The organism is Siminovitchia sediminis (assembly GCF_042680885.1).
In the GTDB taxonomy this organism is placed as follows: domain Bacteria; phylum Bacillota; class Bacilli; order Bacillales; family Bacillaceae_C; genus Siminovitchia; species Siminovitchia sediminis.
This window is the reverse complement of the sequence record NZ_JBHUEO010000013.1, coordinates 32653-56637: the sequence shown is the minus strand read 5'-3', so window position 1 is coordinate 56637 and position 23985 is coordinate 32653. Positions and strand designations below refer to the sequence as shown.

Genomic DNA, 23985 nt, shown 5'->3' with positions numbered 1-23985 from the left:
AGTTATGAACGAAGTCTCCAGGCTGCTTTTAAGCGGCATTCTGGACAAACATTGCAAAAGAGCAGATGAAATGGCAATCAGAACATGCTCGGAATGTAAAAGCATACCGACTGAAAATGAATTACCATAGGAGCAGGCTCTGCCCTGCTTCTTTTTTTTCAAACTTTGTTGCAGGTATCCAATGATGAATTACCTTATAAAACAGCGAATGTGATGTTGCCGTTTAAAGGACTGGCATAAAGTAAGGACATTTATATTAAAGGTAGGGCCGCTGTAGCTGAAACAGGTAAAATTGTGCCAGCGTTTCCCCATTCATAAGCAAAAGCTTCCTTTCATATATATCAATGGTAAGACCATCCGCAATGAAACGGGGTGCCATATGTTTATTTATGTTGTGAAGCTGGGGGATTCTTTGTTTTCCATTGCTGCAAAATACCGGATTACCATGGACAGTCTCCGGATAATAAACGGGTTGCGGACAGACCGGCTAGTCCCGGGCCAGGACTTACTTATACCATCAAATGTATATATTGTGCAGCCGGGCGATTCACTTTTTACGATTGCCCGGAGTGCATTTATTTCAGCGGATTCGATTCGGTTATATAATGGCCTGGAGTCGGACGATCTCGCAGTCGGAATGGAGCTGTATTTGCCGCCAAGGGAAAAGTATCCTGAGGAAGGGCTCAGTTATGTCACACCTTCATCGCCGGCTCAAAATGTACTGAACATTGAAACGTTTGCACCGATCATCCAAAACTTCGGTGTCTTTGAGTATCATATGTTACCTGATGGCAGTTTAAGCACGTTGGATGATGAGCAGTTGATCTCCCTGATTTGGAATAACGGTTCCTCCCCTATTGCCGTGATTACCAATTTGACAGAGGCAGGATTCAGTTCTCAGCTCACATTTCAAGTGTTAAATAACCCGTCGTTAAGACAGCGGGTGATTGAGAATATCTATCACCTGGTCAAAAGTAAAAATTATGCCGGTGTTAACGTGGACTTTGAACAGGTGTCAGAAAGTGAGCGCGACCTGTACAGCGGATTTTTGGCCGAACTGCGGAGGCGGCTGCAGCCCGAAGGCTTTACCCTTTCCGCAGCGGTCCCCGCCAAAACATCTGAGGACATTCCTTGGCTGAGGGGATTTGATTATGGGGGGATTGGGGCTGCAGTCGATTTTGTTTTTATTATGGCGTACGACTGGCATGAAGCCGGCAGTGCCCCAGGGCCTGTAGCGCCCATCACCGAAGTGAGAAAAACGATTAACTATGCGTTGACAAAGATGTCCAGGGATAAAATTGTGCTGGGCGTTCCGCGCTATGGTTATAACTGGACCATGACCAACGGAGAGGTTGCCGGTGCAAGCGCCTTTTCTGTTTCCAATGCTTATGCAACTGCTATGAAGTACCAAGTACCGATCTCCTACTCCGAAGAGTACCAGCAGCCTCATTTTACGTATTGGGATGAAACCGGCAGGAGGCACATTGTCTGGTTTGAGGATGTCCGTGCACGGGCAGCAAAATACCAATTGGTGATAGACTACGGTCTGCGGGGCGTAGGCGCATGGCAGCTCGGCCTGCATTTTCCACAATCAGGCTACCTGTTCAGAGAGTTTTTTTCAAAGAGAAGCTGAATTTTCTAAGGAGAAGACAAGGAATCCTTCAGAGAAACATGTGGGACAACTACGTTTCTATTACTTTAAAAAACTCCTTCTCAGGTTAACAGCCTGAAAAGGAGTTTGTTTCTACTCGTAAATCTCGGCTTCCCACTCGGGCTTGATATCCACCCCGATGGTTTCTGCCACTTCCTTGTTCACCATGAACTTCAATGTTTTTGGCGGCTCAGCAGGAATTTCTGCAGGCGTCTTCTCACCTTTTAAAATTTGAATAGCCATTTCCCCAGCCCTATATCCAATTTCTGTAAAATCCACTCCAAAAGCAGCAAAGGCGCCTCTCGGGACTGAGTCAATATCGGCTGCCAGCAAGGGAACTTTCTGGCTTGTCGCAACATCCGCAACTGATTCGAAAGCAGAGACTACCATGTTGTCGGTAATGATGTAAAAAGCATCCACCTGATCTACAATTGACTCTGTTGCCTGCTTAACTTCGGCACTTGTAGAAACCGTGGCTTCTACCAACTCCAGACCATATTCATCCATCTGCTCCTGTATTCTATCAATTTGGGCACGTGAGTTTTGCTCACCGGCATTATAGACAATACCGACTTTTTCAGCCCCCAATTCCTCTGACAAAAATTCCAGGGCTACCGGAATTGAATCCGGATGATGATGGCTTGTCCCGGTCACATTGCCGCCGGGTTCTTCCATGGAATCAATCAGCTCTGCACCGACAGGATCCACTACAGATGTAAACACAATCGGAATGTCCGTTGTTTTACCAAGTGCTGCCTGGGCGCTTGGCGTCGAATTGGCAAAGATTAAATCCACATTTTGTCCCGCCAGATTGGACGCAATGGAGTCGTTGGCACTGTTGTCTCCTTGTGCATTTTGGATATCAAACTCCACATGTAAGTCTGATTCCTCAAGGGCCTGCTGAAATCCTTCCGTTGCCTGGTTCAAGGAAGGATGCTCCATCAATTGAGTAATTCCAATTGTATACGTTTCTGTACTTTCCGGTTCGCTCCCTTCAGAAGGCTCCGCTTCCGGTGCTGCAGATTCATTGCTGCCGCATGCCCCCAAGATCAGGATGGCTCCCAACAGGGACATAAGTCCTTTGCTTCGTCTCATTTCCCCACTCCTCAATACATTACTAAATTACTAACTTTTTAGAAAATTATAGTTCAACTGGGACAGCCTGTCAATGTTTTTCCCATTGTCGAACTGCGGCACAGCATACGAAGGTGTAAAAGCAAAGCATTTAAGTTAATTGATTTTATATGATAAAGCTCCTGGAAGTCACGCGTTCTGTTCGGTGTTGTTTTTTATGATAATCAGTGATGGACTTTCCTTGCCGCTGTAATAGCCGGCTGCTTGCTTGAGGGATCCCAAAATTATCCGATTCGCATAATATCCCCCGCCTGCGGCAAACTATGGAAGAGCAAACGCAAAAATGCGAGTATATCTCAATATATAACCCACGTGAAGGAGCTGCCGGCCATGCGTAAAAAAGTTCCAATTCCATACACTCCTTCAGAAACAATCGAATGGATAAAAAAAGAGATTAGTTCTTTCGATATTGTACATAAGCCGCTTGAAATCAAAGGCAAAAAAATGTTGCTTGTGTATATTAAAACAGTCGTTGACGGTGTCCGCCTGCAGGAAGGAATCATCCGGCCGTTTTTTGAGCTGTCTTCCACGGGAGAAGTAGAAGCTTACTTGTCTTCCCTCCCTAACCGGGTCAACATTGAAACGAAAGAACAGCTGCTTATTGAACTTACCAAAGGCAGTGTCCTGATCTATGTGAACGATCAACTTTTTTTGTTTGATTTCACGCTGGTCAGTACAGATAATGTCTTGGAAAGCAATGTTGAGCCAACGGTTCAGGGGCCTCAACTTTCATTAAGCGAGAGCTTAATGACAAATGTCAATATCATTCGGCAGCGTTATCATCAGCCGTCTTTAACCATCGAAATGCTGGACATTGGCCAAAAGTCTAATCTTCCACTGGCTGTCATTTATGACCAGGATGAAGTCAATGATCTTGTTCTCAAAGAAGTGCTTCAAAGAGTCAAACATATCGACAGGGATATCGTTCAATCGTCCTCCGAACTTAGTACCCTGATTAACCACAAAAAGTTCTCGTTAATTCCAAAGCTAATGATTACCGAAAGATCTGACCGGATCATATACAATATTTCGGCAGGAAAAGTTGTCCTCATGCTTGACGGTGATTCGAACGCTGTGATTGCACCTGGTGTGTTTTTTGATTTTATGACGGCGATTGAAGACAGCTACCACGCTTTCTGGATATCGAAATTTGCCTTATCAATGCGGTATTTTGCTTTGTTCTTATGCTTGACACTGCCGGGACTGTATGTAGCGGTCATTTCATATAATCCCGATGTCATTCGTGCGGAACTCGCCCTGTCCGTCGCCGGGAGCCGGATCGGTGTCCCCTATGCTTCCTTTGTGGAAATCCTGTTTATGTTAGTCGTCATGGAGTTATTAACAGAAGCCAGTATTCGCCTGCCCAAAGCCATTAGTGCGACGGCCACAACCGTTGGGGGATTAATTTTGGGTACAGCCGCAACAGAAGCAGCCCTGACATCCAATGTGATGATTATAATCATCTCCCTTGTGGCAATTTCAACTTTTGTCGTTCCTATTAATGAAATGGGATTGGCCATCAGGGTGTTTCGTTACGTCATCCTATTTTTCGCTTCGATTGCAGGAATGGCAGGAGTCATGCTGAGTCTGGTCGGATTTGTGATGTATCTGTCCAATGTGAGAAGTTTTGGAGAACCTTATTTGAGACTGTACTATAGAAGCCGAGTAAAAGAGATCAAGGGGAACAACTCATGAACCGCTTCATATTTTACTGTATTTTAGTCAATATGATTGCCAATATGATTTCAGCCGTTTCCAAAATTCTAATGGATCATAAAAAAGATGGCATTTTTCTTTCCATGTTATTGGCCGTACTTTCTGGTATGGTCATTGTCTATGTGTTTGGAAAGTTCTTTTCCAAATTTCCGGGTAAGGACTTACAGACACTGCTGGAAGAATATACGCCTGTCTGGGTAAGCAAGCCGGTTCTTTTTTTAACGGTTCTTCACTGGTTTATTTCGGGAGTGTTGTCTATTGTTTCCTATACTTTTATGCTGAAACGATTTTTAACACCGGAAATGCCGATCACGTGGATCGCCACAACGATTCTTATTATTATCTCTTATGGTATTTTAATGAATACCAAGAGCGTGCTGTACACAATAGAAAATATTTTGTTATTTTCCCTGCCTATTGTACTTTATCTTGTTTTCAAAGCTTATACCAACCGATTATTTGAGTGGGATTTTGTCCGGGAGGCGTTCATGTACGTAAATACCCTTCCAACCTATAGCTCTTATGCAGCAGCGATGTTTATCTTCTTAGGAATTACAAACATTGTCGTGTTTAATCCAGTGTTCAAAGACCCGATTAAAATGACATGGAAGCACACCCTTTTCACCGGTTTTCTCGGCTCTTTAGTGTTGCTTACCCTATATCTCGTCCCCATAGGGATGAACGGGTTTGAAAGAGTGGATCACCTTGTCTATCCCGCTATCTCTACAAGCGATACCCTTCGAATGACATTTGGGATCATTGAGAGGGTACTGTACCTATTTTTGCCACTATTCCTGGCCATTTCTATCCTCAACCTCCTTCTCCATTGGCATGTGGCGATTGAGGCATGTAAAAGCCTGTTTTTTCCCAAGTGGCTGAAATGGAGGAACACCAACTATACCCCTCACCTGTATATAGCGGTATTTTGGGTAATCACACTCATAACTATAAAATCTCTTTCAGAGTACAGCCTGCTGCAGTATTCCAAGTACTTTTACAACCTTATTCCCCTCTCTAGTTTGTTTTATTTTTTTATTTTTTGGCTGATTCGAAGGAGGGCAAAAACATGAAGCTGATGTCGATCCTGAAAATGTGTATCGCTTGCGCGTCTGTCTTTCTTCTGGCCAGCTGCGGTTTTAAAGATATCGATAAGAGAGTCTTTGTCCAGGCTGTCGGTGTAGACTATACAGACAACGAGGAAAAACCGTATAAGGTGACGTTAAAATTAGCTGTTCCATCCGGATCGTTAAAGGAATCAGGGACCAAGTATGCCTACTTAACAAGGGAAGATTCCTCTATAGCCGCGGCCATCCGCTTTTTAAAAACCAACGTGGATAAAGAACTGGATTTTAGCCATGCCAAACTCATTGTTTTCGATGAACAACTTTTTAATAGAGATATTAGAGATGCTTTGGATTTCTTTTTCAGAAGAAGAGATATTCAAATGATTTCCTGGGTTGCCGTTGGAAGGCCCTCTGCCGAAAAAGTCCTCCAGGTAGAGCCCGAATCTGAAATGGCCGGGTCGCACACTCTCATGAATTTTTTCTCCGGGAACGGTGTAGAGAGTGCCTATATTGTGTCAACGTTTCTGTTTGAAGCAAGAAGAGAAGTAGCTGAAACTGGACTTGATCCCATCATCCCGATTATACGGGCCAGTGAAGACGGAAAGAAACTGATGGTCAATCGGTCATTTATCTTTTCTTGGGATAATCGATCTGCTGAACTGCATTCCGGGCAAACGAAAATGTATAACATCATGGCAAATCGAATGGAAAGACTGGAAATTGAAGTAGATAATCAGGACAAGGAAAAGAATTTTACGGTATCCATCGATACGATAAAAACAAAATTTAAGCTTTTGGCAGATCCCGGAAAGGCTCCTGTCTTGAAGATGGATATTAAAGCCGCCGGCATAATGGAAGAATCCTCATTTGAAATGGATCCCATAGACTTGGACCATTACAGCAAGCTTGCATCTGACCACGCCAAGAAGGATACTGAAAAACTTTTAAAATTCCTGCAGAAAGAGAATATGGATCCGCTTGGATTCGGACTTCGCTACAAAGCGACCAGGCTCCAAAACGGCCATAGAATTGACGAATGGCGTGCCATGTATCCTGATCTGAAGTTTGATGTATCTGTGGATGTGAACATCAAAAGTACAGGAACCGTGGAATAGATAATGAGATTGGCTTTGCAAGAGGGGGCTTCCCCTCTCCTTATATGGTTTATACCAAAGCATACGGCTGCTTTCTTTATTGGAAGGAATCTTTCCATCATCCTTCTACATTCCTCGATAACAAATGATAAATCCATTTTCATCTCACCAGTGGATATGGTATGTTTAAAGTACCGGTACTGCAGAAAAACACGAAAAAGAACGAAGAAAGAGTATCTGTACCGAGAGATATGATTGTTTCTCCAACAAGCCTATTAGCTCCTTTACATGACTAAGAAAAAAAACCAAAGAACATAAAAACTGAATAGACGGTACTCCCGCAACTCTCCATATCTATAACAATAAAAGTCAATGATTACAGACATATCAAATTTCATATGTTGAAATTATTCGATAAAGAGTTATATCATATAAAGTAGATAGATTGATTTCTTCCAATAAGCAGGTTTGATTAAAAAATTTTTAATATTTATTGTATTACCTCCTTTTAGTCAAATTCTTTCTACTGATAAAGGAAGTTGGTGACACAACCGGTTGTCTCTTTAGCATCATCGGGAATGACAAGTATCAGAAATATCAGATCTGCATCATCAGGAATCAGACAAGCAAAGATTAGCTGATATTTCTATACAGCTTTTAAACTTCCATAGAATAAGAGAGGATGGTTTCATTGAAAACGATGACTGACGATTCTTATAAATTTATATTAAATCAGCTTCCTTTCGGAGTTCTTTTAATGAATCAAGAAGGAGAGATCAATTATTGTAATCAGACCGCCGCTGAATTGCTGAACCTTTCAACAACAAACTTACGATCCAAGTCTTTCGTCGATTTATTTTCTTTAGAAGACACAGATCTTATTGAAGTTTTACATGTTGGAAGCGTTTTTAAAAGACAGGCAAAAGTAAATGATAAAAAATTTTCCGTGATCCTGCAAAAGAATGAAAATAAAGAAGAAATCCTATGTACCTTTAAAGCGATGTCCGATGATGACAACCCTGCTCCTGAAATGAATCAAAAAACAGGCTTAAAAGACCTGCCTATTGATGATATTTTAAACTCGTTACAAGACGAAATTTTTATTACTGATTCTGAAGGAAAAACCTTGTTTGTTAATTCAACCGGGAAATCCTTATACGGACTCAAGCCAGAAGAAATGGTTGGTGAAGATGTAGATACCTTAGTAAAGAAAGGGCTTTTTTCTCCTTCTCTCTTTCCGGTTGTAAAAAAGCGCAAGGAAAAGGTATCTATGATCCAGCGAACCATAGAGGGGAAAACGGCTCACGTCATTGCCAACCCTGTTTTTGATTCCGGCGGTGACATCACACATATCGTTTTTACAGGAAGGGATATTACAGAAATTAAGTATCTGAAAAAAGAAATTGAACGAAATGAGACTTTATTGGAGGCCTATAAATCTGAATTGGAAAATCTTCAGCCTTTTGTTCCGCAAAAAGATTTGATCGCCATTTCTCCAAATATGAGAAAAGTTGTGCATATGGCCAGTAAAGTCGCCCAAGTGGACTCGACCATTCTGATTACTGGAGAATCAGGGGTTGGAAAAGGCGTAATTGCCCGATTTATCCATGATCACAGTCCACGAAAAGATCAGCCCTTTGTTCAAATTAATTGTGGGGCCATCCCCGAGAACTTAATTGAATCCGAATTATTCGGGTATCACGGCGGTGCTTTTACCGGGGCAAACGCAAAAGGAAAAAAAGGGCTTTTTGAACAAGCAGCCGGCGGCACCATTTTTCTTGATGAGATAGGAGAAATGCCGCTCAATCTGCAAGTAAAGTTATTAAAGGTTTTACAAGAGAAAGAATTTCAGCCTATTGGCAGCTCAGAAACCATTAAAGTAGACATTCGAATTATTGCTGCAACGAATAAAGATTTACACAAAGAAGTAAAGACCGGCAGCTTTCGAGACGATCTATATTATAGGCTGAGTGTCGTTCCTATTCACATTCCTCCGCTTAGAGAGAGGCCTGAGGATATCTCATACATGATAGACTTCTTTTTAGATAAAATGAATGAGAAATATAACAGCAACACTTCTTTATCATTAGAACTCATGAACACACTTGTTCATTATCATTGGCCGGGCAATGTGAGAGAGTTGGAAAATTTAATAGAACGCTTAGTGGTTACATCTGAAAGCAACCAAATATCCGTCCATGATTTGCCCGAAAACTTTAGAATTCAAGCGGCTGAAAATGCAGTGGTTGTAACCGATGTCATTCCGCTGAAACAAGCAAAAGAAGAATTGGAAGAACAGCTGATTCGTAAGGCTTATAGTATGAACAATAGTTCTTATAAGGTTGCAGACTTGCTGGGAATCAATCAATCCACCGCTATCCGAAAAATAAATAAATATATTAGGGACGGCAAGTTGTAATGAACATGTTGCTATAGTCTTTTTTAAAAGTGAAAGGACGGTGCGGAAAAAGTTGTGTAAATAAGTTTCAAATCAATCCTCCTTGGCGAGATTTAGGATAAATAATTTTGCTAAGGAGGATTTTTCGTCATGAAATTACCTAAGGAACTAATTAAAGAACTTGTAAGGGAGAAAAAATTTACAAGTACCAATCAAATCATGGACGCAATTAAAGAAATGTTTTCCGATGTCTTGGAGGAGATACTTCAATGTAAAATTGATGAGCAGCTGGGGTATGAAAAGCACCAACGTCGGGGTGATGGCCCTAATAATTATCGAAATGGCTCAACAAAACGGAAATTAAAAACACAATTTGGTGAAGTTGAAATAAACGTTCCTCGAGACAGAAATGGCTCGTATGAGCCACAAATTTTAGACAAATACCAAAGAAATGTGGATGGTCTAGAGGAAAAAATACTATCTCTTTACGCTTACGGTATGTCAACAAGGGATATCCAGGAACAAGTTAAAGATCTCTATAATATTGAGATTTCCTCTGAGTTAGTTAGTAAAATTAGTGATAGGATTATGCCCCAAGTAAATGAGTGGCAAAGCCGTCCACTTGAAGCCTATTACCCTTTTATCTTCATGGATGCCATCCATTATAAAATTCGAGATAATCATCAAATTGTCTCGAAAGCGGCCTATGTTGTATTGGGAATTAACAATGAAGGCAATAAAGAAATATTAGGCATCTGGGTTGGGGGAAATGAAAGTAGTAAATTCTGGTTAGGTGTGTTGAATGATTTGAAAACAAGAGGCGTTAAAACGGTTAATCTATTCTGTGTAGATGGGCTTACAGGTTTTAGGGAGGCCATTCAAGCCGTGTATCCTTTCGCTGGTATTCAACGTTGTATCATTCATCAGATTCGTTCAAGTACAAAGTATGTTTCTTATAAACATATAAAAGAATTTGTCGCTGATTTAAAGTTAATCTACACTTCTATCAATGAAGAATCGGGCATGGAAAGGCTCATAGAGTTTAAAGAAAAATGGGGTGAAGAGTATCCAACTGCGGTTAAATCATGGGAGAAAAAAATTGGGATATTTTAGCTACCTTCTTTGCATATCCGCCGGAAATGAGGCGAATAATATATACTACGAATGTAATCGAAGGATTACGTCGCCAGTTTAGAAAAGTGACCAAAACAAAGTCCATATTCCCTAATGATGATAGCTTAAGGAATATGCTTTACTTGGCATCACAAAATATTACAAAAAAATGGACCATGCGCTATCGTAATTGGAACATAATCTTGGGCCAGCTAGAGATTTTGAACCAAACATCATAGTTGGGGACTCTGTCCCCAACCCCCTAAAGTTTATCGCATTTGTTTTCCCTAAAACGAAAAAAACGGACAGATCTTGTCCGTCCGTTTTAGTGTAAAAACCATAAAACCGCTCAGGTTGCACTTCTGCATTGCCCTATCCTGTTTTATGGTAAAAGGCAATTATAGTATTGCCTAGATTGGATTTTTCATACCTATTATTTCTTGCCTTGTGAAGATTGTCGAATATTACTTACACAAGATTTTACGCAGACCCAGTAAAGGGCTATGCCTCTAATAGTATCTATGAAAATTCCCCTCCAGAGATTAAACATGGAGGGGATCAACTTTTTTAAAACAACTATACCTTATCAGCTAATTCCAATACAACGTTCAATAATAGAGTTGTTGCTTTTTGAATGTCTTCATATGAAGTAAACTCTTCCTCACAATGGCTAAAGCCATTAGCACTTGGCGTGAAAATCATCGCTGTTTTACATATATCATTCATAAATTTTGCATCATGCCCTGCACCGCTTACCATATACTGATGAGTATAATTAAGCTTGTTTGACTCTTCTTGAATTACATCTATTAATTCAGCGGAAAAATGTGTACCATCTATGTTCCATGTCTGTTTAACGGAACAATCTACTCCGCTTTCCTCTGAAATTTGTTCCAGACTTTCTTGAATGGTCCTTATTACCGTATTTCTAATGTCATCATCGAGATGTCTTACATCAAAAGTAAACCTGACCTCTCCGGCAAAAATATTGACGATTGAGGGAAATACTTCAAAAACGCCTACAGTGGTCGACAAGTCTTCATATTTTTGGGTTGCTTCATCAATGGCGAGTACCATTTTGGAAGCAGCCACCAGGGCATCCTTTCGGCCATAAGCAGGGTGCGCTCCATGGCTCGCATGGCCTGTGACAGTTACTTCAAAACGGGTCATGCCCTTTACACCTTTAACAATGCCGATTTCTTTTTTATTCTTCTCAAGTAGCGGACCTTGTTCTATATGCAGCTCTATAAAGTATTCAACATTCAAACGCCTATTTTCTTCTTGACCTTTGTATCCTGTTTCATTTAAGGCTTCTTCAAAGAAGATTCCGTCTCTATCCCGCAGACCGTATGCAAATTCCTTTGTATAGTTCCCCGTAGCAACCCCAGATCCGATCATTGGAGGGGTAAACCTTTCCCCTTCTTCATTCGTAAAGTTGACGATTTCAATCGGACGTTCTGTTTCGATATGATTTTCATTTAAAGTCCGAATTACTTCCAAAGCTGATAAAACTCCTAAAACCCCATCAAATCTTCCCCCTCTTGGTTGGGTGTCCAGGTGGGAACCGATCATGATGGATTTGGCGTCTTTATTTCTTCCTTCCCTTTTACCATAAATGTTGCCAACATCATCAATACGTACACTCAGCCCTTCTTCTTTCAGCCAGTTCACAAAAATATCTCTCATTTTTTTGTCTTCCGCAGTTAAAGTCAACCTTGTTAACCCATTTTTTTCTGTGGCACCAATGTTTGAGCTTACATCAAAAGCAGCTTTCAGTCTCTCCATATTTATCTTTAATGTATCTTTAGCAGCCAATAACCATTCCCCTTTCCCATTTATTCGAATGGGGTCATACACTGTGTATCTCTAATTCTTTCTGATAGACGATCTCCCCATCGATGATCGTCATTTCCACCTCAGTCTCTTTTACTTCTACAGCAGAATAGTTCATAAATCCGCCAGGAAGTATGGTTAAGTCTGCAAACTTCCCTATTTCGATGCTTCCAACTTCATGATCTGTAAAAGCAGCTTTTGCAGCGTTGATCGTATACATTTTCACTGCGTCGTACAAAGGAATTCCCTCTTGCGGGACGATTTTGTCGCCTTGTATCGATTCCCGGCTCATTGCTGTATACATTCCAATAAGCGGTGAACATGGGATCACTGGTGAATCTGAACTGCCGGCTACGAGAATCCCGGCATCCAATAAGGTTTTCACAGCATACAATCCCTTAACGACTTGTTCATTCAACACCCTTTTATAGGTGTCACCCGCAAAATGAACAATGCCCGGATGAGGGACGGCAATGATATCTGATTCCTTTAACCGGTCTACAATTTCTTCATGAATAATCCCGCAATGCTCAATCCGATGGCGATGATCCTCTCTCGGATATAGCTTTAATGCACGTTCATAAGCACTGAGTATATGTTCAATGGCCCGGTCACCTATTCCGTGTACAGCGACTTGAAACCCTGCCTTGTGTGCACCAATAATTTTTTCCGACAGTTCCTCCGGTGAATATATTAAAATCCCTGTATTATCTACCGAGTTCGTGTATGGTTGATTTACCGCAGCTGTTTGGCCGCTTAACGTCCCATCCGCGAACATTTTTATTGCGCCAATCTTAAATAAACTATTGCCAAACCCGGTTAACAAGCCTAACTGTTTTGCCTCTTTAAAATAGCTCTCCAAAATCATCCCGTTCATTCTAACTCCGAGTGTTCCATCCAGAGACATTTCAATTAAAGCACGTAATTCGTTCATGGTGCCTGTCAAAAAGCCCAGCCCTGCTTCATGAACATGAGTAATCCCATTCTTCCTGTAATGGTCGGAAGCACATTTCACAGCCTCCTTCAATGAATGAGTCGAATACGGTGGAAGATGTTCCTTCATAAGGTCCATAGCTGTCTCTCTCAGTATTCCCTTTACAGATCCATCTGCGTTTCTTATGATTTCGCCGCCGTCCGGATCAGGTGTACCATTGTTAATACCGGCAATGGACAAAGCTTTGTCATTCACTACCGCTGTATGGAGACAAAAGCGTGTAATATAAACCGGATTGGGGATATGTGAAAGGTCGGACGCATCGGGAAGTCTTTTTTCTGCAATATTCGCCTCATTTAATCCCCAGCCAATAATCCATTCGTTCTCATTTTCTTTTTCTTTAGCTGCTTCTTCAATGGCCGTCACAATTTCATTAATAGAAGATTTCCCGCAATTGACATTCATTAAGTTATACCCGGTTTGGAAAATATGTTGATGGGCATCAATAAAACCAGGCAGGACTGTTTTTCCATCCAAATCAATAACTGTTGTTTTATCGTGAATCGTATGTTTCATGTCCGAATATGAGCCCACTTGAACAATCTTTCCATCTTTGACTGCAATAGCCTCTGTAATCGTTCCATGGTTATCCATCGAAACAATTTCACCGTTATAAAGAACTAAATCGGCTGTTATCAAACCACTTCCTCCTCCATACATAAATATCATTATCATAAAATCGCAGAGAGTAAATTACTTGTAAACAGCTCGCATCATTATTTTTTTACATGAACCGGTGGCGTCATTTTCAATCCATCCCAAAACCGGCTCTGTGTATATCAGAGAAACAGAATCAAAAGGGAATATCGGCTTCCAATTTATTAACCAATTAAACTCGGTAAATATAAGGATAAGAATGGGAACACGATAATCAATACCAAACTTATGAGCATAACTAAAAGGAATGGAACACTGGCTTTAAATATGGATTCGATCGGTGACTTAGAGACTGCTGAAGCAACGAATAGATTGACACCAAATGGCGGAGTCACATATCCGATCGCCAGGTTCAGGATCATAATTACACCGAAATGTACAGGGTCTATACCTATTTGAGTGGCAATTGGCAGCAAGATTGGAGTCAAGATGACAATGGATACGACCACATCAATAAAGGCTCCCACTAAAAGTAAGAAAAGATTAATCAATATAAGCAGAACCCACTTATTATCCGAGATGGAGGTTAATGCTTCCACAATGGCATTTGGGATTCTTTCAATCGTTAAAATATAAGCAAAAGTAAATGACAAGCCAACCATATAAATGGTTGCCCCTAATAATCGAAGGGTTTCTGTCAAACTTTCATACAGTTCTTTTCTTCGCAAGTTTTTGTGAATAAACATCCCGACAATGAACGCATAAACAACCGCTACGACGGAAGCTTCGGTCGGAGTAAACCACCCTAAGTAAATGCCCCCCAGGACAATAATGGGTGCCAGTAATGACCATTTTGCATTCCATGTTGCTTTTATGATGTCACTAATAGAGGATCTTGTGGAATCCACGACGATATCTTTTTTTCGTAAAACAAGATAAGAGGCAACCATAAGCAGGATACCAATTAGAATCCCCGGTATAATTCCCGCTGCAAACAATTTCCCAATGGAAACCTCTGCTACCACTCCATATAAGATAAAAGGGATACTCGGCGGAATGATGACTCCGAGTGAGCCGGAAACAGCAGTGATACCTGCCGCAAAACCTGTTCCATACCTGTTCTTCTTCATTTCGGGAATCATAAACGACCCAATGGCACCAACCGTTGCTGGTCCGGAACCCGAAATCGCCGCGAAAAACATACTGGTCAGCGTTGTCACCATCGCCAACCCTCCCTTAACCCAGCCAATCAAGGCATTGGATAAGTCAAGGAGCCTCTTGGAAATTCCGCCTTTCCCCATCAATATACCTGCTAAAGTAAAAAAGGAAATTGACATGATCACCGTTGAGTTGATTCCTTTTAATGCCTGGTCCAAAACGACAAAAACATCTATATTACTGGCTAATACGATCGTAGCCAAACACGCCATGCCAATCGCTATACCTATCGGCAGTCCCAGGATGATAAATATAAATAAACTCGCAAATAATATAATTGTAGTCACACAGCCCACCTCATTAAAAATCAAACTAGTTTACAAGCTATCGTATAAGTCTCCAAAATCTCACTTTTTAAAGAGTAGGAGTCGTATCTGTGTCAGGACCTTCATCTTTAGGGCCGCCTTTAATAAGCTCAATGAACTCTTGTATAAGGCGAATACTCATTAACACACCGCTTATGGGGATGGCAAGATTTACAATCCATAATGGCACATTCAACATTGGGCTAGTAAAGTTTGAGACTTGCTGCTCTATAACCCATTGGGTACCCGCAACCACGAGGAAAATAGAGAAACCTAAAAATAAAAGAAGCTCCACGTATTTTACGTAATGCTTTTTTCCTCTGAATATCATTTCAGTAAACATTTCAATCCGGATATGACTTTTGGTTCTGATTGCATACGCAACCCCGATCCACGCCAGCCACATGAAAATAAATCTGGACAATTCATCGAAATAGCCAATGATTGGAATATGGATTAAATAACGGAAAACCACTTGTGAAAAAACCAGAAGAATAATGACGATAAACCCTATCATAAGAATCCATTCATCCAGCTTTTTATCCAAGAATTTTTTCATTTTTACACCACCATTATGAACGAGTCCAGGCTAGATCACTAACCTAGACTCGTATATATTATTCCGAATAAGATGTTGCAATATCGATTAAATCCTTGCCAATTTCACTTTCATATTTCTCATAGATTGGCTGGACGGCTTCTTCAAATTTTTTGAGTTCTTCATCCGACAATTCGATGACTTCAACGCCTTCGTCAACCATTTTTTGATGGTCTGTTTTTTCCTGTTCAGTAACCAATTGGCGGTGCTTTTCACCAACTATATTTCCTGCATCCAGTAATATTTGCTGAAGGTCTTCAGGCAGGCTGTCAAATTTTTCTTTATTAATAAAGGTTACGGCCGGATGGAAGAAATGATTAGATACGGTAAAGTAATCGACCACTTCATAGAAGCTGGATGAAATCACATAAGCAGCTGTAGAATCCAGCATGTCAAATGTTCCTTGGGAAAGAGCAGAGTATACTTCTCCAAAGGCCAGACCAGATGCATTGGCTCCAAGGGAGTTAAAGATGTCCATGTGCATTTTGTTTTCCATGACCCTCATGCGCTTTCCATTTAAGTCTTCTACGGATTCAATCGGGTCACCCGCTGAAACCAACTGTTTAAAGCCGGTTGACCCCCAACCAATGGACACTAATCCCATTTCTTCTAATTTCTTATCCAAAGCAGCACCCAGCTCACCATCAAGTGCAGCATATGCTTGCTCTTCATTTTTGAAAAGGAATGGCAAGTCAAAGACCATAAAGCTGGAGTTCAAGCTGCTCATTGCAGGAGCAGCACTCATCGCGATGTCAACATCACCTTTAATTGTTGCTTCAGCCCCATCTGTTTCGGAAGGATAGAGCTGCCCACAACAAAATACTTCAATTTGTAAACGGCCTTCGGACAATTCTTCCACTTTTTCTTTATATTCCACAGCAACGGCATGGGTTGGATGGTTTTCTTGGGCCACATGGTAATAATTTAATGTAATAGGGTCCTCACTCGTTCCGCTTCCCCCGCTCGCTGAATCACTGCCGCCGCTCGAACCGCAGGCTGTAATCATTAGTACGGACAATACAAGAAAACTTAGGAAAAGAAGACGTTTGAATACTTTACTCACAATATTTTCCCCCTCATTCTTCATCTTAAATAAATCTATTTGACTGAGATTTCCGAGTGGCTGATTATTGGGCTTGCCGTAAAATCGGTCACTCGAGCTTTATAGGTTGTTATTTTGTAAAAACGATCGATCGCTGGGCTAAGCTTCTTCCCTCTGGCATTTTTGCGTAAGCCCTTTCAAAGAACTTTTATTTGAAAGTTACGCTGATATCACACATAAATTCCATGAAAAACCTGACATACCATTCCACTTCTCGACAAACGATTCCAGTTCATATAACATCACCATACTGCAATCGAATACATTACTTAGTAAGAATCATTCATATCCCTTTTCACTCGATACAAATTCCCCCATCCCGGCTATTTTATAAATACTTAATTGCAATTTTCATGCCACTACATCTGAAAATTTACTAAAGGTGATCTCTTTAATAAATTAAAAAGGTTTGTACCGATCTTACAAAGAAGAATCCTTATGACACTTCCAAACATAACACCCATGGTTGAAGGCTGTATTACTAAACAGATCCAAAAAATAAATGCTTTTTGACATGAATGCAATGCAGAAGAGCATTATTTTTCAGTTCGGTGTTATTTCTTTTTAAAAACAAGGACATCTCTTTAAACAATGCTTCCTTGCATGAAAAGAGATGTCCAAATGCATTCATGTTACTTCAGTTACCCATGGCAGCTAAAACAGAATGAATCATATTCTTCGTTAAACCTTTTTAATAAAAACTGTTTTTATTTGAGTGAAGAACTCTTTTGCAGCTTCCCCTTGCTCTCTTGCTCCGCTGCTGGAGGATTTCATCCCCCCAAAAGGTGCCTGATACTCCACTCCAGCGCTTTCAGCATTCACTCTTACCAAACCGGTTTCGATCTCATCCATAAATTCCATTATATGATTGAGGTCCTTTGTAAAAATGGAAGCACTGAGTCCATATTTTGTATCATTGGCCATTTCAATGGCTTCCTCAAAATTGGACACCTCCATGAGAGCAATGACCGGCCCAAATATTTCCTCACGGGCCAAAGTCATTTCCGGTGAAACCCCTTCAAAAATGGTCGGCTCAATGTAAAACCCTTGATCATACTCCGGCCCTGTTAATGCTTTTCCGCCCAACAACAGAGCTGCTCCTTCTTCAATCCCTTTTTCAATAAAACCTAACACGCTGTTAAATTGGTTTTCACTGGCACAGGGCCCCATCCAAACGCCTTCGGTTAATCCATTGCCTACTGTAATCGTTTTAGCTTTTTCTATTAATTTTTCTTTAAATTGGTCGTAAATACCGCTTTCAACAATGACACGGCTTGTAGCGGTACACTTTTGCCCCGTTGAACGAAAAGCACCATTTAATACAGCGTCCACTGCTTGATCAATATTTGCATCTTCTGCAACAATGACCGGGTTTTTTCCGCCCAACTCGAGCTGAAACTTAATGCCTTTTTCAGCAGCCATTCTGGCAACATGTTTTCCGACATTTTCGGATCCTGTAAAAGTAATCCCGTTTAAAAACGGATGTTGGAGCATTTCCTGCCCTATGACAGAGCCGGATCCAGTAACCATATTTAGCACACCGTCCGGCAGCCCTGCCTTGGCGAAGCATTCTACCACTTTTCCTGTCGTGACAGCACTTTCAGTCGCCGGCTTAAGGACAACCGTATTCCCATACACAAGAGCAGGCGCCATTTTCCAGATCGGGATGGCCACCGGAAAGTTCCATGGAGTAATCACTCCCACAACTCCTAGAGGTGCACGCTTTGTCAAAAGCAAAGCGTCTTTATCGGATGATGGAATAACATCCCCTTCTTTTCTGACTCCTTCATTTGCATAATAGCGTAAAATTTGAACTCCTCTGGTGACCTCTCCCAATGCTTCAGAATAAGCTTTGCCCATTTCTTTTGTAAGAGTTTCAGCAATTGGTTTGGCATTTTGCTCTAAAATATTTGCTGCTTTATATAAAAATTCGCCTCTGGCAGGCTGTCCCATTCTCCACCATTCTTTCTTGGCGCTGTGAGCAGCATTCATAGCTGAGTCTACATCATCTTTTGTAGAACTTTGAACATACCCTACGACTTGTCTATCTGCAGGGCTTATACTTTTTATCACTTTCCCTGAGGCAGACTCTACCCATTGGTTATTAATAAAGTTTTTAATCGTTTCCTCTTTAGTAATGATTTGCATGCTGGAATAACCCCTTTAAAAAGATATACCCTTTAAGCAAGTTCTTTCTTCACTGCTCCAATTGCTTCATTTAAAATATTAATCATTTTATTAATTTCATATTTATCAATCGTTAGTGGAGGAGCAAATATGAGTGTATCTGCACCTTCGTAGATTACTCCACGATGGATGAGCCCTCTTTTTAAGGATTCTGCGACAATTTTAGGAGCTAAAGGATCGGCAAATCTTTCATTTGTCTTTCTGTCTTTGACGATTTCAATAGCCCCCATTAATCCTAGGCCGCGCACTTCTCCGATAATTTCATGTTCTTGTTGCAGCCACTTAAATCCTTGGAGCATTTCTTCGCCCATCAATTTAGAGTTGTTAACCAAATCTTCCTCTTCAATAATTTCAATATTTTTTAGAGCTACTGCACAAGCCGTCGGGTGTCCGCTGTACGTATATCCGTGCATGAACAACCCATCGGAAAGCTCTATGAGATCGTTATGAATTTCTCTGGAGATAATCACACCGCCAAGGGCTGCATAGCCGCTTGTAATCCCTTTGGCTACGGACATGAGGTCAGGTACAATTCCAAATTGTTCGACTCCAAAAAATGTTCCAGTTCTGCCGAAACCTGTAATGACCTCATCTGCAATAAATAGAATATTATGCTCTTCACAGATGGCCTTTATTTCTTTGAAGTAATCTTGTGGAGGCAAATGAACTCCGCCTGTTCCCTGAATAGGTTCCGAAATAAACGCAGCAATTGTTTCTGCCCCTTCTGCTTCAATAAAGGCTTTAAAGGCTTCTGGAGTACTGTCTACATAATAAAAATCTGGAGCCAGTGAAGTTGTAAAATCCCTGAATGGCTTTAATCCTGTAGCGCTGGTTGCTCCCATGGCTACACCATGATATGACTTTCTGCGCGATACAATTTTCTTTTTATCAGGCAACCCTTTCAACTTCCAATAATGGCGGACTAATTTAAAAGCCGTATCATTGGATTCGGATCCACCGGATGTGAAGAAGACCGTATCCAGCCCTTCCGGGGTAATTTCCGCTATTTTAGCAGCTAATTGAATGGCGGGTTCGTGGCTAAAGGTTGCAAATGTCGAACTGAATCCGAGCTTTGCCATCTGCTCCATGGATACTTTCCCTAACTCTTCTCTTCCGTGCCCAATGTTCACATTCCAGAGTGAGGAAAGGCCGTCAATATATTCTTTACCCTCGGTATCTTTTAAGTAGATCCCTTTTCCTTCTGTAAAGATCAGAGCCGGCCCCTCCTCCTGTTGCTGCTTAATTGAAGAGGTTGGATGCAAAAAGTGTTTTTTGTCCCATTCCGCCAACACTTCCCGGTCCGTAGTGGATGTAGATAAGACTTGTGACATATATAGTCCTCCTTCAAAATTATTCTAATTAGATACGTCATTTTGTATCTATATCTTCTAAAAGCAAATATTGTGCCAATTATTTTGTACATCCCCTCCATACTTTTCATACTTTTTTGTAAAAAACCAATGCGATCGTGCATTTATGTAATGTAATTGAACATTGTTTTAGGTTTTATTTACAAAAAGGACTTAATTCTCTCTTTTAACATGGAAGTTGGAATAATTTTTGCTTCTATTCATAAACAAACTATGAAAGAGGTGCAAACGATGAAAGGAAAAGTTGCGATCATTACAGGAGCAAGCAGCGGAATTGGTTATTCGACAGCCAACTTACTTGCCGGGAACGGAATCACAGTTATGCTGGCTGCACGAAGAGAAGACAGATTAATGCAGGTAAGAGATGAAATCATTAGAAAGGGCGGGAAGGCAAGTTACAAGGTAACGGATGTCACGTCTTATGACCAAATGAAAGAATTGGCAAACCAGACACTGCAAGAGTTTGGCAAGATTGATATCTTAATTAACAACGCAGGCATTATGCCTATTTCTTATATGAGGAAACTGAAGGTAGATGATTGGAATCGAATGATCGATGTAAATATAAAAGGTGTTTTACACGGCATTGCTGCTGTTTTGCCGGCGATGGAAGAAAGGAATGAAGGACATATTATCAATATTTCCTCTGTCGCGGGACACGAAGTATACCCGCCCCGTGTTTTATACAGTGCCACCAAGCATGCGGTTCGCATTATTACAGAAGGATTGCGTAAAGAATTGCTTCCCACTCAAAACATTAGAACAACACTGCTTTCACCGGGATCTGTGGAAACAGAACTGGTCAACAGCGTCAATGACGAGGAAGTCCTGCACATGATCCAACAGGAAGGATCACTCGATCATAGTTTAAACAGTGAGGATATTGCCAATGCCATCCTCTATGCTATTCAACAACCAAGTACGGTGTCCGTGAACGATATGATTATTAGGCCGACGGCTCAGAGAAGGTAATACTGCCATTCTTAATGAGGGAAGGTCTTTTACCTTCCCCCGTCCTGATTATGTAGTTCTGCGCTTGCATCACTTACTGCCTACTGCCACTATTCCCGGCATTCTTTTTGCCTTTTTTTCTTCGTGCCATTGCAATGATCAGCAGGAACAGTGGAATCAAGACTTGAAATAATAAGGAGTAAAATGGAAATACCTCAGTTATACGATTAAATACCATGGTATTGGGCAGGCCTAAAAAAGCAAACTGTACAATTAATATCCCAAACGGCCAGATAATCGGTCGGAAATCGGAGAGCTTCAGCCATTGGGCGGCAGCGAGAACCACCGCATAGTAGAATACGGTTATTTTGATAAAAGCACCGATTATCCAGACAGCTACGATTACGGCTTCCAGGTTTTCAAAAAATTCCGCCAAACTTGCGTACCTTCCGACAATTATAAGGGGATATGTTTTAAGTTTGGTTGTTTCCCCCAATATAAACAGGACAACCAGATTCACCAGTACCAGAGTCAACATAGTGATAAAAACTGAAAGAAAGCCATATTTCATGGCTTTGGATGGATTTGAAAGAAAAGGCAGCAGAAAGCTGATTAAGAAAAATTCTGCGAACCATCCGGCGGGTATTACCGCTCCCTTAAGTGGAGGGATCATCCCATTTTCCAAAACAGGCAGAATATTTTTCACTTCAAAGTCCGGGGCCAAAAACATGAATACAACCAAAAGCGGGAGAAAGAATAACGGCAGTAAAATTTGGCCGGATCTTGCCATAACTTCGACTCCGCCGTGAACGCAGAGGGCACATACTAATACCATCGATGCGGCCACGACGGCTTGCGGAGTTTTTAAAAGAAAAGAGATATTCAAAAAATCACTATATGCCCTGACAACTACTCCAGTGGCTCCCAAGTAAAAAAAAATAATAAAAAAACCAAATATTTTTCCCGGAATCCGTCCAATAATTTCCTCACTAAATTCGATAACTGTTTTTCCGGGATACCGTTCATGGAGACAAACCATAATAAAAACGGATAAAAATCCGGCTAATGAAGCAATCATGGGAGCGATCCACATATCTCTGCCTGCGTATTCAGCGACGGCACCTGGAACGGAAAGGATTGCGGTTGCAATAATGGCGGGGTACAGCAGCAACGCCATTTGTAAAGATGAAATTTTTCCTCCTTCCATAACTCCCACTTCCTTTCTCTCCGATCTGCTTTACATTCCTATCCACTTTCCAACGGGTCCAAATATCCATTTAAGAAAAGTCCCGGGTCCAGGCAAATGACCCAGTTTAAAGGCAGACAGTACCAGCCCTATAAGCAAAAGGGTTACAAACACCCCCTTATCCTTTCCGGGGTGATTTTTCATTTTGGGCCACTGTAAAGTTATAATGATTGCTATGACAACGGTTGTTGAAAAAAGCTGTTTCCATTCCAACTTCATTGAGCCCCGCTTCCTTTGATTGGTTCCTGGATCAGCCCCGGCCATTGGATATGCGCATCTATTTTAAATTCAGTCTTGATCTCCGGAAACATCTCTTGCCAGTTTTCTTTCACTCTCGTCCACTCTTGCGGATGCTTGCGGTGAAACTCTTTTCCATAACCTGCAATATCCGCTTTGAGTTCCTGGGTTTCCTCCAGGGATTTCTGAATGTGACTTTGAATTTTACTTTTAAAAGCTTCTTTTACTTTTTTTTCAGCCTTAGGATCATTTACCGTCATGCTCGTTGAGTTCTGATAGATGGCACCTTCAGCTTGGATATCGAGCCGCATTTTCCATTCCCCATCTTCGATCAGCGGTTTCTTGTTTATGTCGATGTTAACAAGAAAGATGGAAATTTTTCCTTTTTCCCCGTCTGGCTGAAAAGTTACCGTATGATCCTTTAATTTTCCATTTAACCAAAGTATGCCCCTATTTGCCGATTCAGAAATGACCCCAATCATTCGATCCTCTTTGAGAATAGCTGTTCCATTCAACACCACATGCTTGGGGGTGATCTTATCTTCATCAGCAGTTATTGTTACATAAGGAAGGAAGGCGCTTTGGTATTTGTTCACTAACATCTCATCCAGATCCTGCAGAGTGACCCCTGTTCCCCGGTCACGACTGGATACTTCCCTTAATGTTTCAGCAGAATAACGTTCCAGGGTACTTTTAACATCTAAAAGAGATTTGGCTTTCCCCTCGCTAACCATGACAAATGCTTTTTCCCTTGTCTGCCGATGCCGAGCAAGGAAATCTAAATGTTCTTGAATACCCTCTTTTGCAGCTTCCTCTCCAAATATAAAGATCTTGCATGACCCCCAAAAGACTTTTCGGGGCAACTCCGTCTGCAGCTTGGAGAGAGCATCGGCAAAATTACGGCCCTTATGAGATGCGACCATAGTCGTATCCCCACTGGCACCCCCTCCTCCACCGCTTCCACCCAGTGTACTGCCGCCAAAAGATTTAGGAATGAAAATTTCCAACGACAGCTCTACTTGACCATCATCGGTCTTATCAATACCCGTGGCTGTTACAATAGCCAAATCATTCATTTCAATCCGGTCCCAGCACCCGCTAAGCAGTAACAGCATTCCGGTAAAAAAACCAATAAAGGTGACCTTTTTAATGGATTTGTTTTTCATCATTTTCACCG

Annotated in this window: 17 protein-coding genes and 1 pseudogene; 7 read left to right on the top strand and 11 right to left on the bottom strand. The window is 41.3% G+C overall.

From position 1 onward, the window contains the following. Positions 1 to 379: 379 nt before the first annotated feature. The gene (locus tag ACFSCZ_RS06675) at positions 380 to 1633 is read left to right on the top strand and encodes a glycosyl hydrolase family 18 protein (protein ID WP_380773044.1); all 1254 of its coding nucleotides are present in this window, start codon (positions 380 to 382) and stop codon (positions 1631 to 1633) included. A gap of 111 nt (positions 1634 to 1744) precedes the next feature. On the opposite strand, the gene ACFSCZ_RS06670 is transcribed toward ACFSCZ_RS06675, so the two are convergent. Continuing rightward, positions 1745 to 2746, bottom strand: coding sequence for an ABC transporter substrate-binding protein (locus tag ACFSCZ_RS06670; protein ID WP_380773043.1), 1002 nt, complete (start codon positions 2744 to 2746; stop codon positions 1745 to 1747). A gap of 369 nt (positions 2747 to 3115) precedes the next feature. Here ACFSCZ_RS06670 and ACFSCZ_RS06665 point away from each other — a divergent pair, with 369 nt between their 5' ends. The 5 genes and pseudogenes from ACFSCZ_RS06665 to ACFSCZ_RS06645 all read left to right on the top strand — a co-directional run bounded on the left by ACFSCZ_RS06665 (position 3116) and on the right by ACFSCZ_RS06645 (position 10409). Further along, complete coding sequence (locus ACFSCZ_RS06665; protein ID WP_380773041.1) at positions 3116 to 4480, top strand: spore germination protein; 1365 nt, start codon at positions 3116 to 3118, stop codon at positions 4478 to 4480. Further along, on the top strand, positions 4477 to 5571 hold the full coding sequence (locus tag ACFSCZ_RS06660) for a GerAB/ArcD/ProY family transporter (RefSeq protein WP_380773040.1): 1095 nt from the start codon (positions 4477 to 4479) through the stop codon (positions 5569 to 5571). Before ACFSCZ_RS06665 ends, ACFSCZ_RS06660 begins: the two co-directional genes overlap by 4 nt. Beyond that, positions 5568 to 6680 carry a Ger(x)C family spore germination protein gene (locus ACFSCZ_RS06655; protein ID WP_380773039.1) on the top strand — a complete coding sequence of 371 codons (1113 nt, stop codon included), beginning with the start codon at positions 5568 to 5570 and terminating at the stop codon, positions 6678 to 6680. Before ACFSCZ_RS06660 ends, ACFSCZ_RS06655 begins: the two co-directional genes overlap by 4 nt. A 679-nt stretch (positions 6681 to 7359) precedes the next feature. Beyond that, positions 7360 to 9078 carry a sigma 54-interacting transcriptional regulator gene (locus tag ACFSCZ_RS06650; RefSeq protein WP_380773108.1) on the top strand — a complete coding sequence of 573 codons (1719 nt, stop codon included), beginning with the start codon at positions 7360 to 7362 and terminating at the stop codon, positions 9076 to 9078. A 129-nt stretch (positions 9079 to 9207) separates the two neighbouring features. After that, positions 9208 to 10409: pseudogene (locus ACFSCZ_RS06645) on the top strand (IS256 family transposase). A 337-nt stretch (positions 10410 to 10746) separates the two neighbouring features. On the opposite strand, the gene ACFSCZ_RS06640 reads toward ACFSCZ_RS06645, so the two are convergent. The 7 genes from ACFSCZ_RS06640 to ACFSCZ_RS06610 form a co-directional block, all read right to left on the bottom strand. After that, entirely contained in the window at positions 10747 to 11985 is a 1239-nt protein-coding gene (locus ACFSCZ_RS06640) for a M20 family metallo-hydrolase (RefSeq protein ID WP_380773037.1), read from the bottom strand. A gap of 34 nt (positions 11986 to 12019) precedes the next feature. Beyond that, complete coding sequence (locus ACFSCZ_RS06635) at positions 12020 to 13636, bottom strand: amidohydrolase (protein WP_380773036.1); 1617 nt, start codon at positions 13634 to 13636, stop codon at positions 12020 to 12022. 182 nt (positions 13637 to 13818) lie between these two features. Next, positions 13819 to 15099 carry a TRAP transporter large permease gene (locus ACFSCZ_RS06630; protein WP_380773035.1) on the bottom strand — a complete coding sequence of 427 codons (1281 nt, stop codon included), beginning with the start codon at positions 15097 to 15099 and terminating at the stop codon, positions 13819 to 13821. Between the two features lie 67 nt (positions 15100 to 15166). Next, positions 15167 to 15676 (bottom strand): TRAP transporter small permease, encoded by a 510-nt coding sequence (locus ACFSCZ_RS06625; protein ID WP_380773034.1) that lies wholly within the window; start codon positions 15674 to 15676, stop codon positions 15167 to 15169. A gap of 58 nt (positions 15677 to 15734) precedes the next feature. Next, positions 15735 to 16778 carry a TRAP transporter substrate-binding protein gene (locus tag ACFSCZ_RS06620; protein WP_380773033.1) on the bottom strand — a complete coding sequence of 348 codons (1044 nt, stop codon included), beginning with the start codon at positions 16776 to 16778 and terminating at the stop codon, positions 15735 to 15737. A 720-nt stretch (positions 16779 to 17498) separates the two neighbouring features. After that, on the bottom strand, positions 17499 to 18965 hold the full coding sequence (gene gucD, locus ACFSCZ_RS06615; protein WP_380773032.1) for an alpha-ketoglutaric semialdehyde dehydrogenase GucD: 1467 nt from the start codon (positions 18963 to 18965) through the stop codon (positions 17499 to 17501). A gap of 32 nt (positions 18966 to 18997) precedes the next feature. Then, positions 18998 to 20335 carry an aminotransferase family protein gene (locus tag ACFSCZ_RS06610; RefSeq protein WP_380773031.1) on the bottom strand — a complete coding sequence of 446 codons (1338 nt, stop codon included), beginning with the start codon at positions 20333 to 20335 and terminating at the stop codon, positions 18998 to 19000. A 270-nt stretch (positions 20336 to 20605) separates the two neighbouring features. Between ACFSCZ_RS06610 and ACFSCZ_RS06605 the strand changes: the two genes are divergently transcribed. Then, on the top strand, positions 20606 to 21346 hold the full coding sequence (locus ACFSCZ_RS06605; RefSeq protein WP_380773029.1) for an SDR family oxidoreductase: 741 nt from the start codon (positions 20606 to 20608) through the stop codon (positions 21344 to 21346). Between the two features lie 73 nt (positions 21347 to 21419). Here ACFSCZ_RS06605 and ACFSCZ_RS06600 read toward each other — a convergent pair whose 3' ends face one another. The 3 genes from ACFSCZ_RS06600 to ACFSCZ_RS06590 are packed head-to-tail and all read right to left on the bottom strand — an operon-like array spanning position 21420 to position 23977. Then, the gene (locus tag ACFSCZ_RS06600; RefSeq protein WP_380773107.1) at positions 21420 to 22532 is read right to left on the bottom strand and encodes a GerAB/ArcD/ProY family transporter; all 1113 of its coding nucleotides are present in this window, start codon (positions 22530 to 22532) and stop codon (positions 21420 to 21422) included. A gap of 30 nt (positions 22533 to 22562) precedes the next feature. Then, complete coding sequence (locus tag ACFSCZ_RS06595) at positions 22563 to 22790, bottom strand: hypothetical protein (protein WP_380773028.1); 228 nt, start codon at positions 22788 to 22790, stop codon at positions 22563 to 22565. Next, positions 22787 to 23977: a Ger(x)C family spore germination protein gene (locus ACFSCZ_RS06590; protein ID WP_380773027.1), complete on the bottom strand. Its 1191-nt coding sequence runs from the start codon at positions 23975 to 23977 to the stop codon at positions 22787 to 22789. The genes ACFSCZ_RS06595 and ACFSCZ_RS06590 overlap by 4 nt, the downstream gene beginning before the upstream one ends. Positions 23978 to 23985 lie beyond the last annotated feature (8 nt).

Bases quoted from the DNA above. Each gene is read 5' to 3' on its own strand.
- gucD (WP_380773032.1), bottom strand. From the start codon at position 18,965: ATGCAAATCATTACTAAAGAGGAAACGATTAAAAACTTTATTAATAAC.
- ACFSCZ_RS06665 (WP_380773041.1), top strand. From the start codon at position 3,116: ATGCGTAAAAAAGTTCCAATTCCATACACTCCTTCAGAAACAATCGAA.
- ACFSCZ_RS06655 (WP_380773039.1), top strand. From the start codon at position 5,568: ATGAAGCTGATGTCGATCCTGAAAATGTGTATCGCTTGCGCGTCTGTC.
- ACFSCZ_RS06660 (WP_380773040.1), top strand. From the start codon at position 4,477: ATGAACCGCTTCATATTTTACTGTATTTTAGTCAATATGATTGCCAAT.
- ACFSCZ_RS06670 (WP_380773043.1), bottom strand. From the start codon at position 2,746: ATGAGACGAAGCAAAGGACTTATGTCCCTGTTGGGAGCCATCCTGATC.
- ACFSCZ_RS06600 (WP_380773107.1), bottom strand. From the start codon at position 22,532: ATGGAAGGAGGAAAAATTTCATCTTTACAAATGGCGTTGCTGCTGTAC.
- ACFSCZ_RS06590 (WP_380773027.1), bottom strand. From the start codon at position 23,977: ATGATGAAAAACAAATCCATTAAAAAGGTCACCTTTATTGGTTTTTTT.
- ACFSCZ_RS06605 (WP_380773029.1), top strand. From the start codon at position 20,606: ATGAAAGGAAAAGTTGCGATCATTACAGGAGCAAGCAGCGGAATTGGT.
- ACFSCZ_RS06625 (WP_380773034.1), bottom strand. From the start codon at position 15,676: ATGAAAAAATTCTTGGATAAAAAGCTGGATGAATGGATTCTTATGATA.
- ACFSCZ_RS06650 (WP_380773108.1), top strand. From the start codon at position 7,360: ATGACTGACGATTCTTATAAATTTATATTAAATCAGCTTCCTTTCGGA.
- ACFSCZ_RS06675 (WP_380773044.1), top strand. From the start codon at position 380: ATGTTTATTTATGTTGTGAAGCTGGGGGATTCTTTGTTTTCCATTGCT.
- ACFSCZ_RS06595 (WP_380773028.1), bottom strand. From the start codon at position 22,790: ATGAAGTTGGAATGGAAACAGCTTTTTTCAACAACCGTTGTCATAGCA.
- ACFSCZ_RS06610 (WP_380773031.1), bottom strand. From the start codon at position 20,335: ATGTCACAAGTCTTATCTACATCCACTACGGACCGGGAAGTGTTGGCG.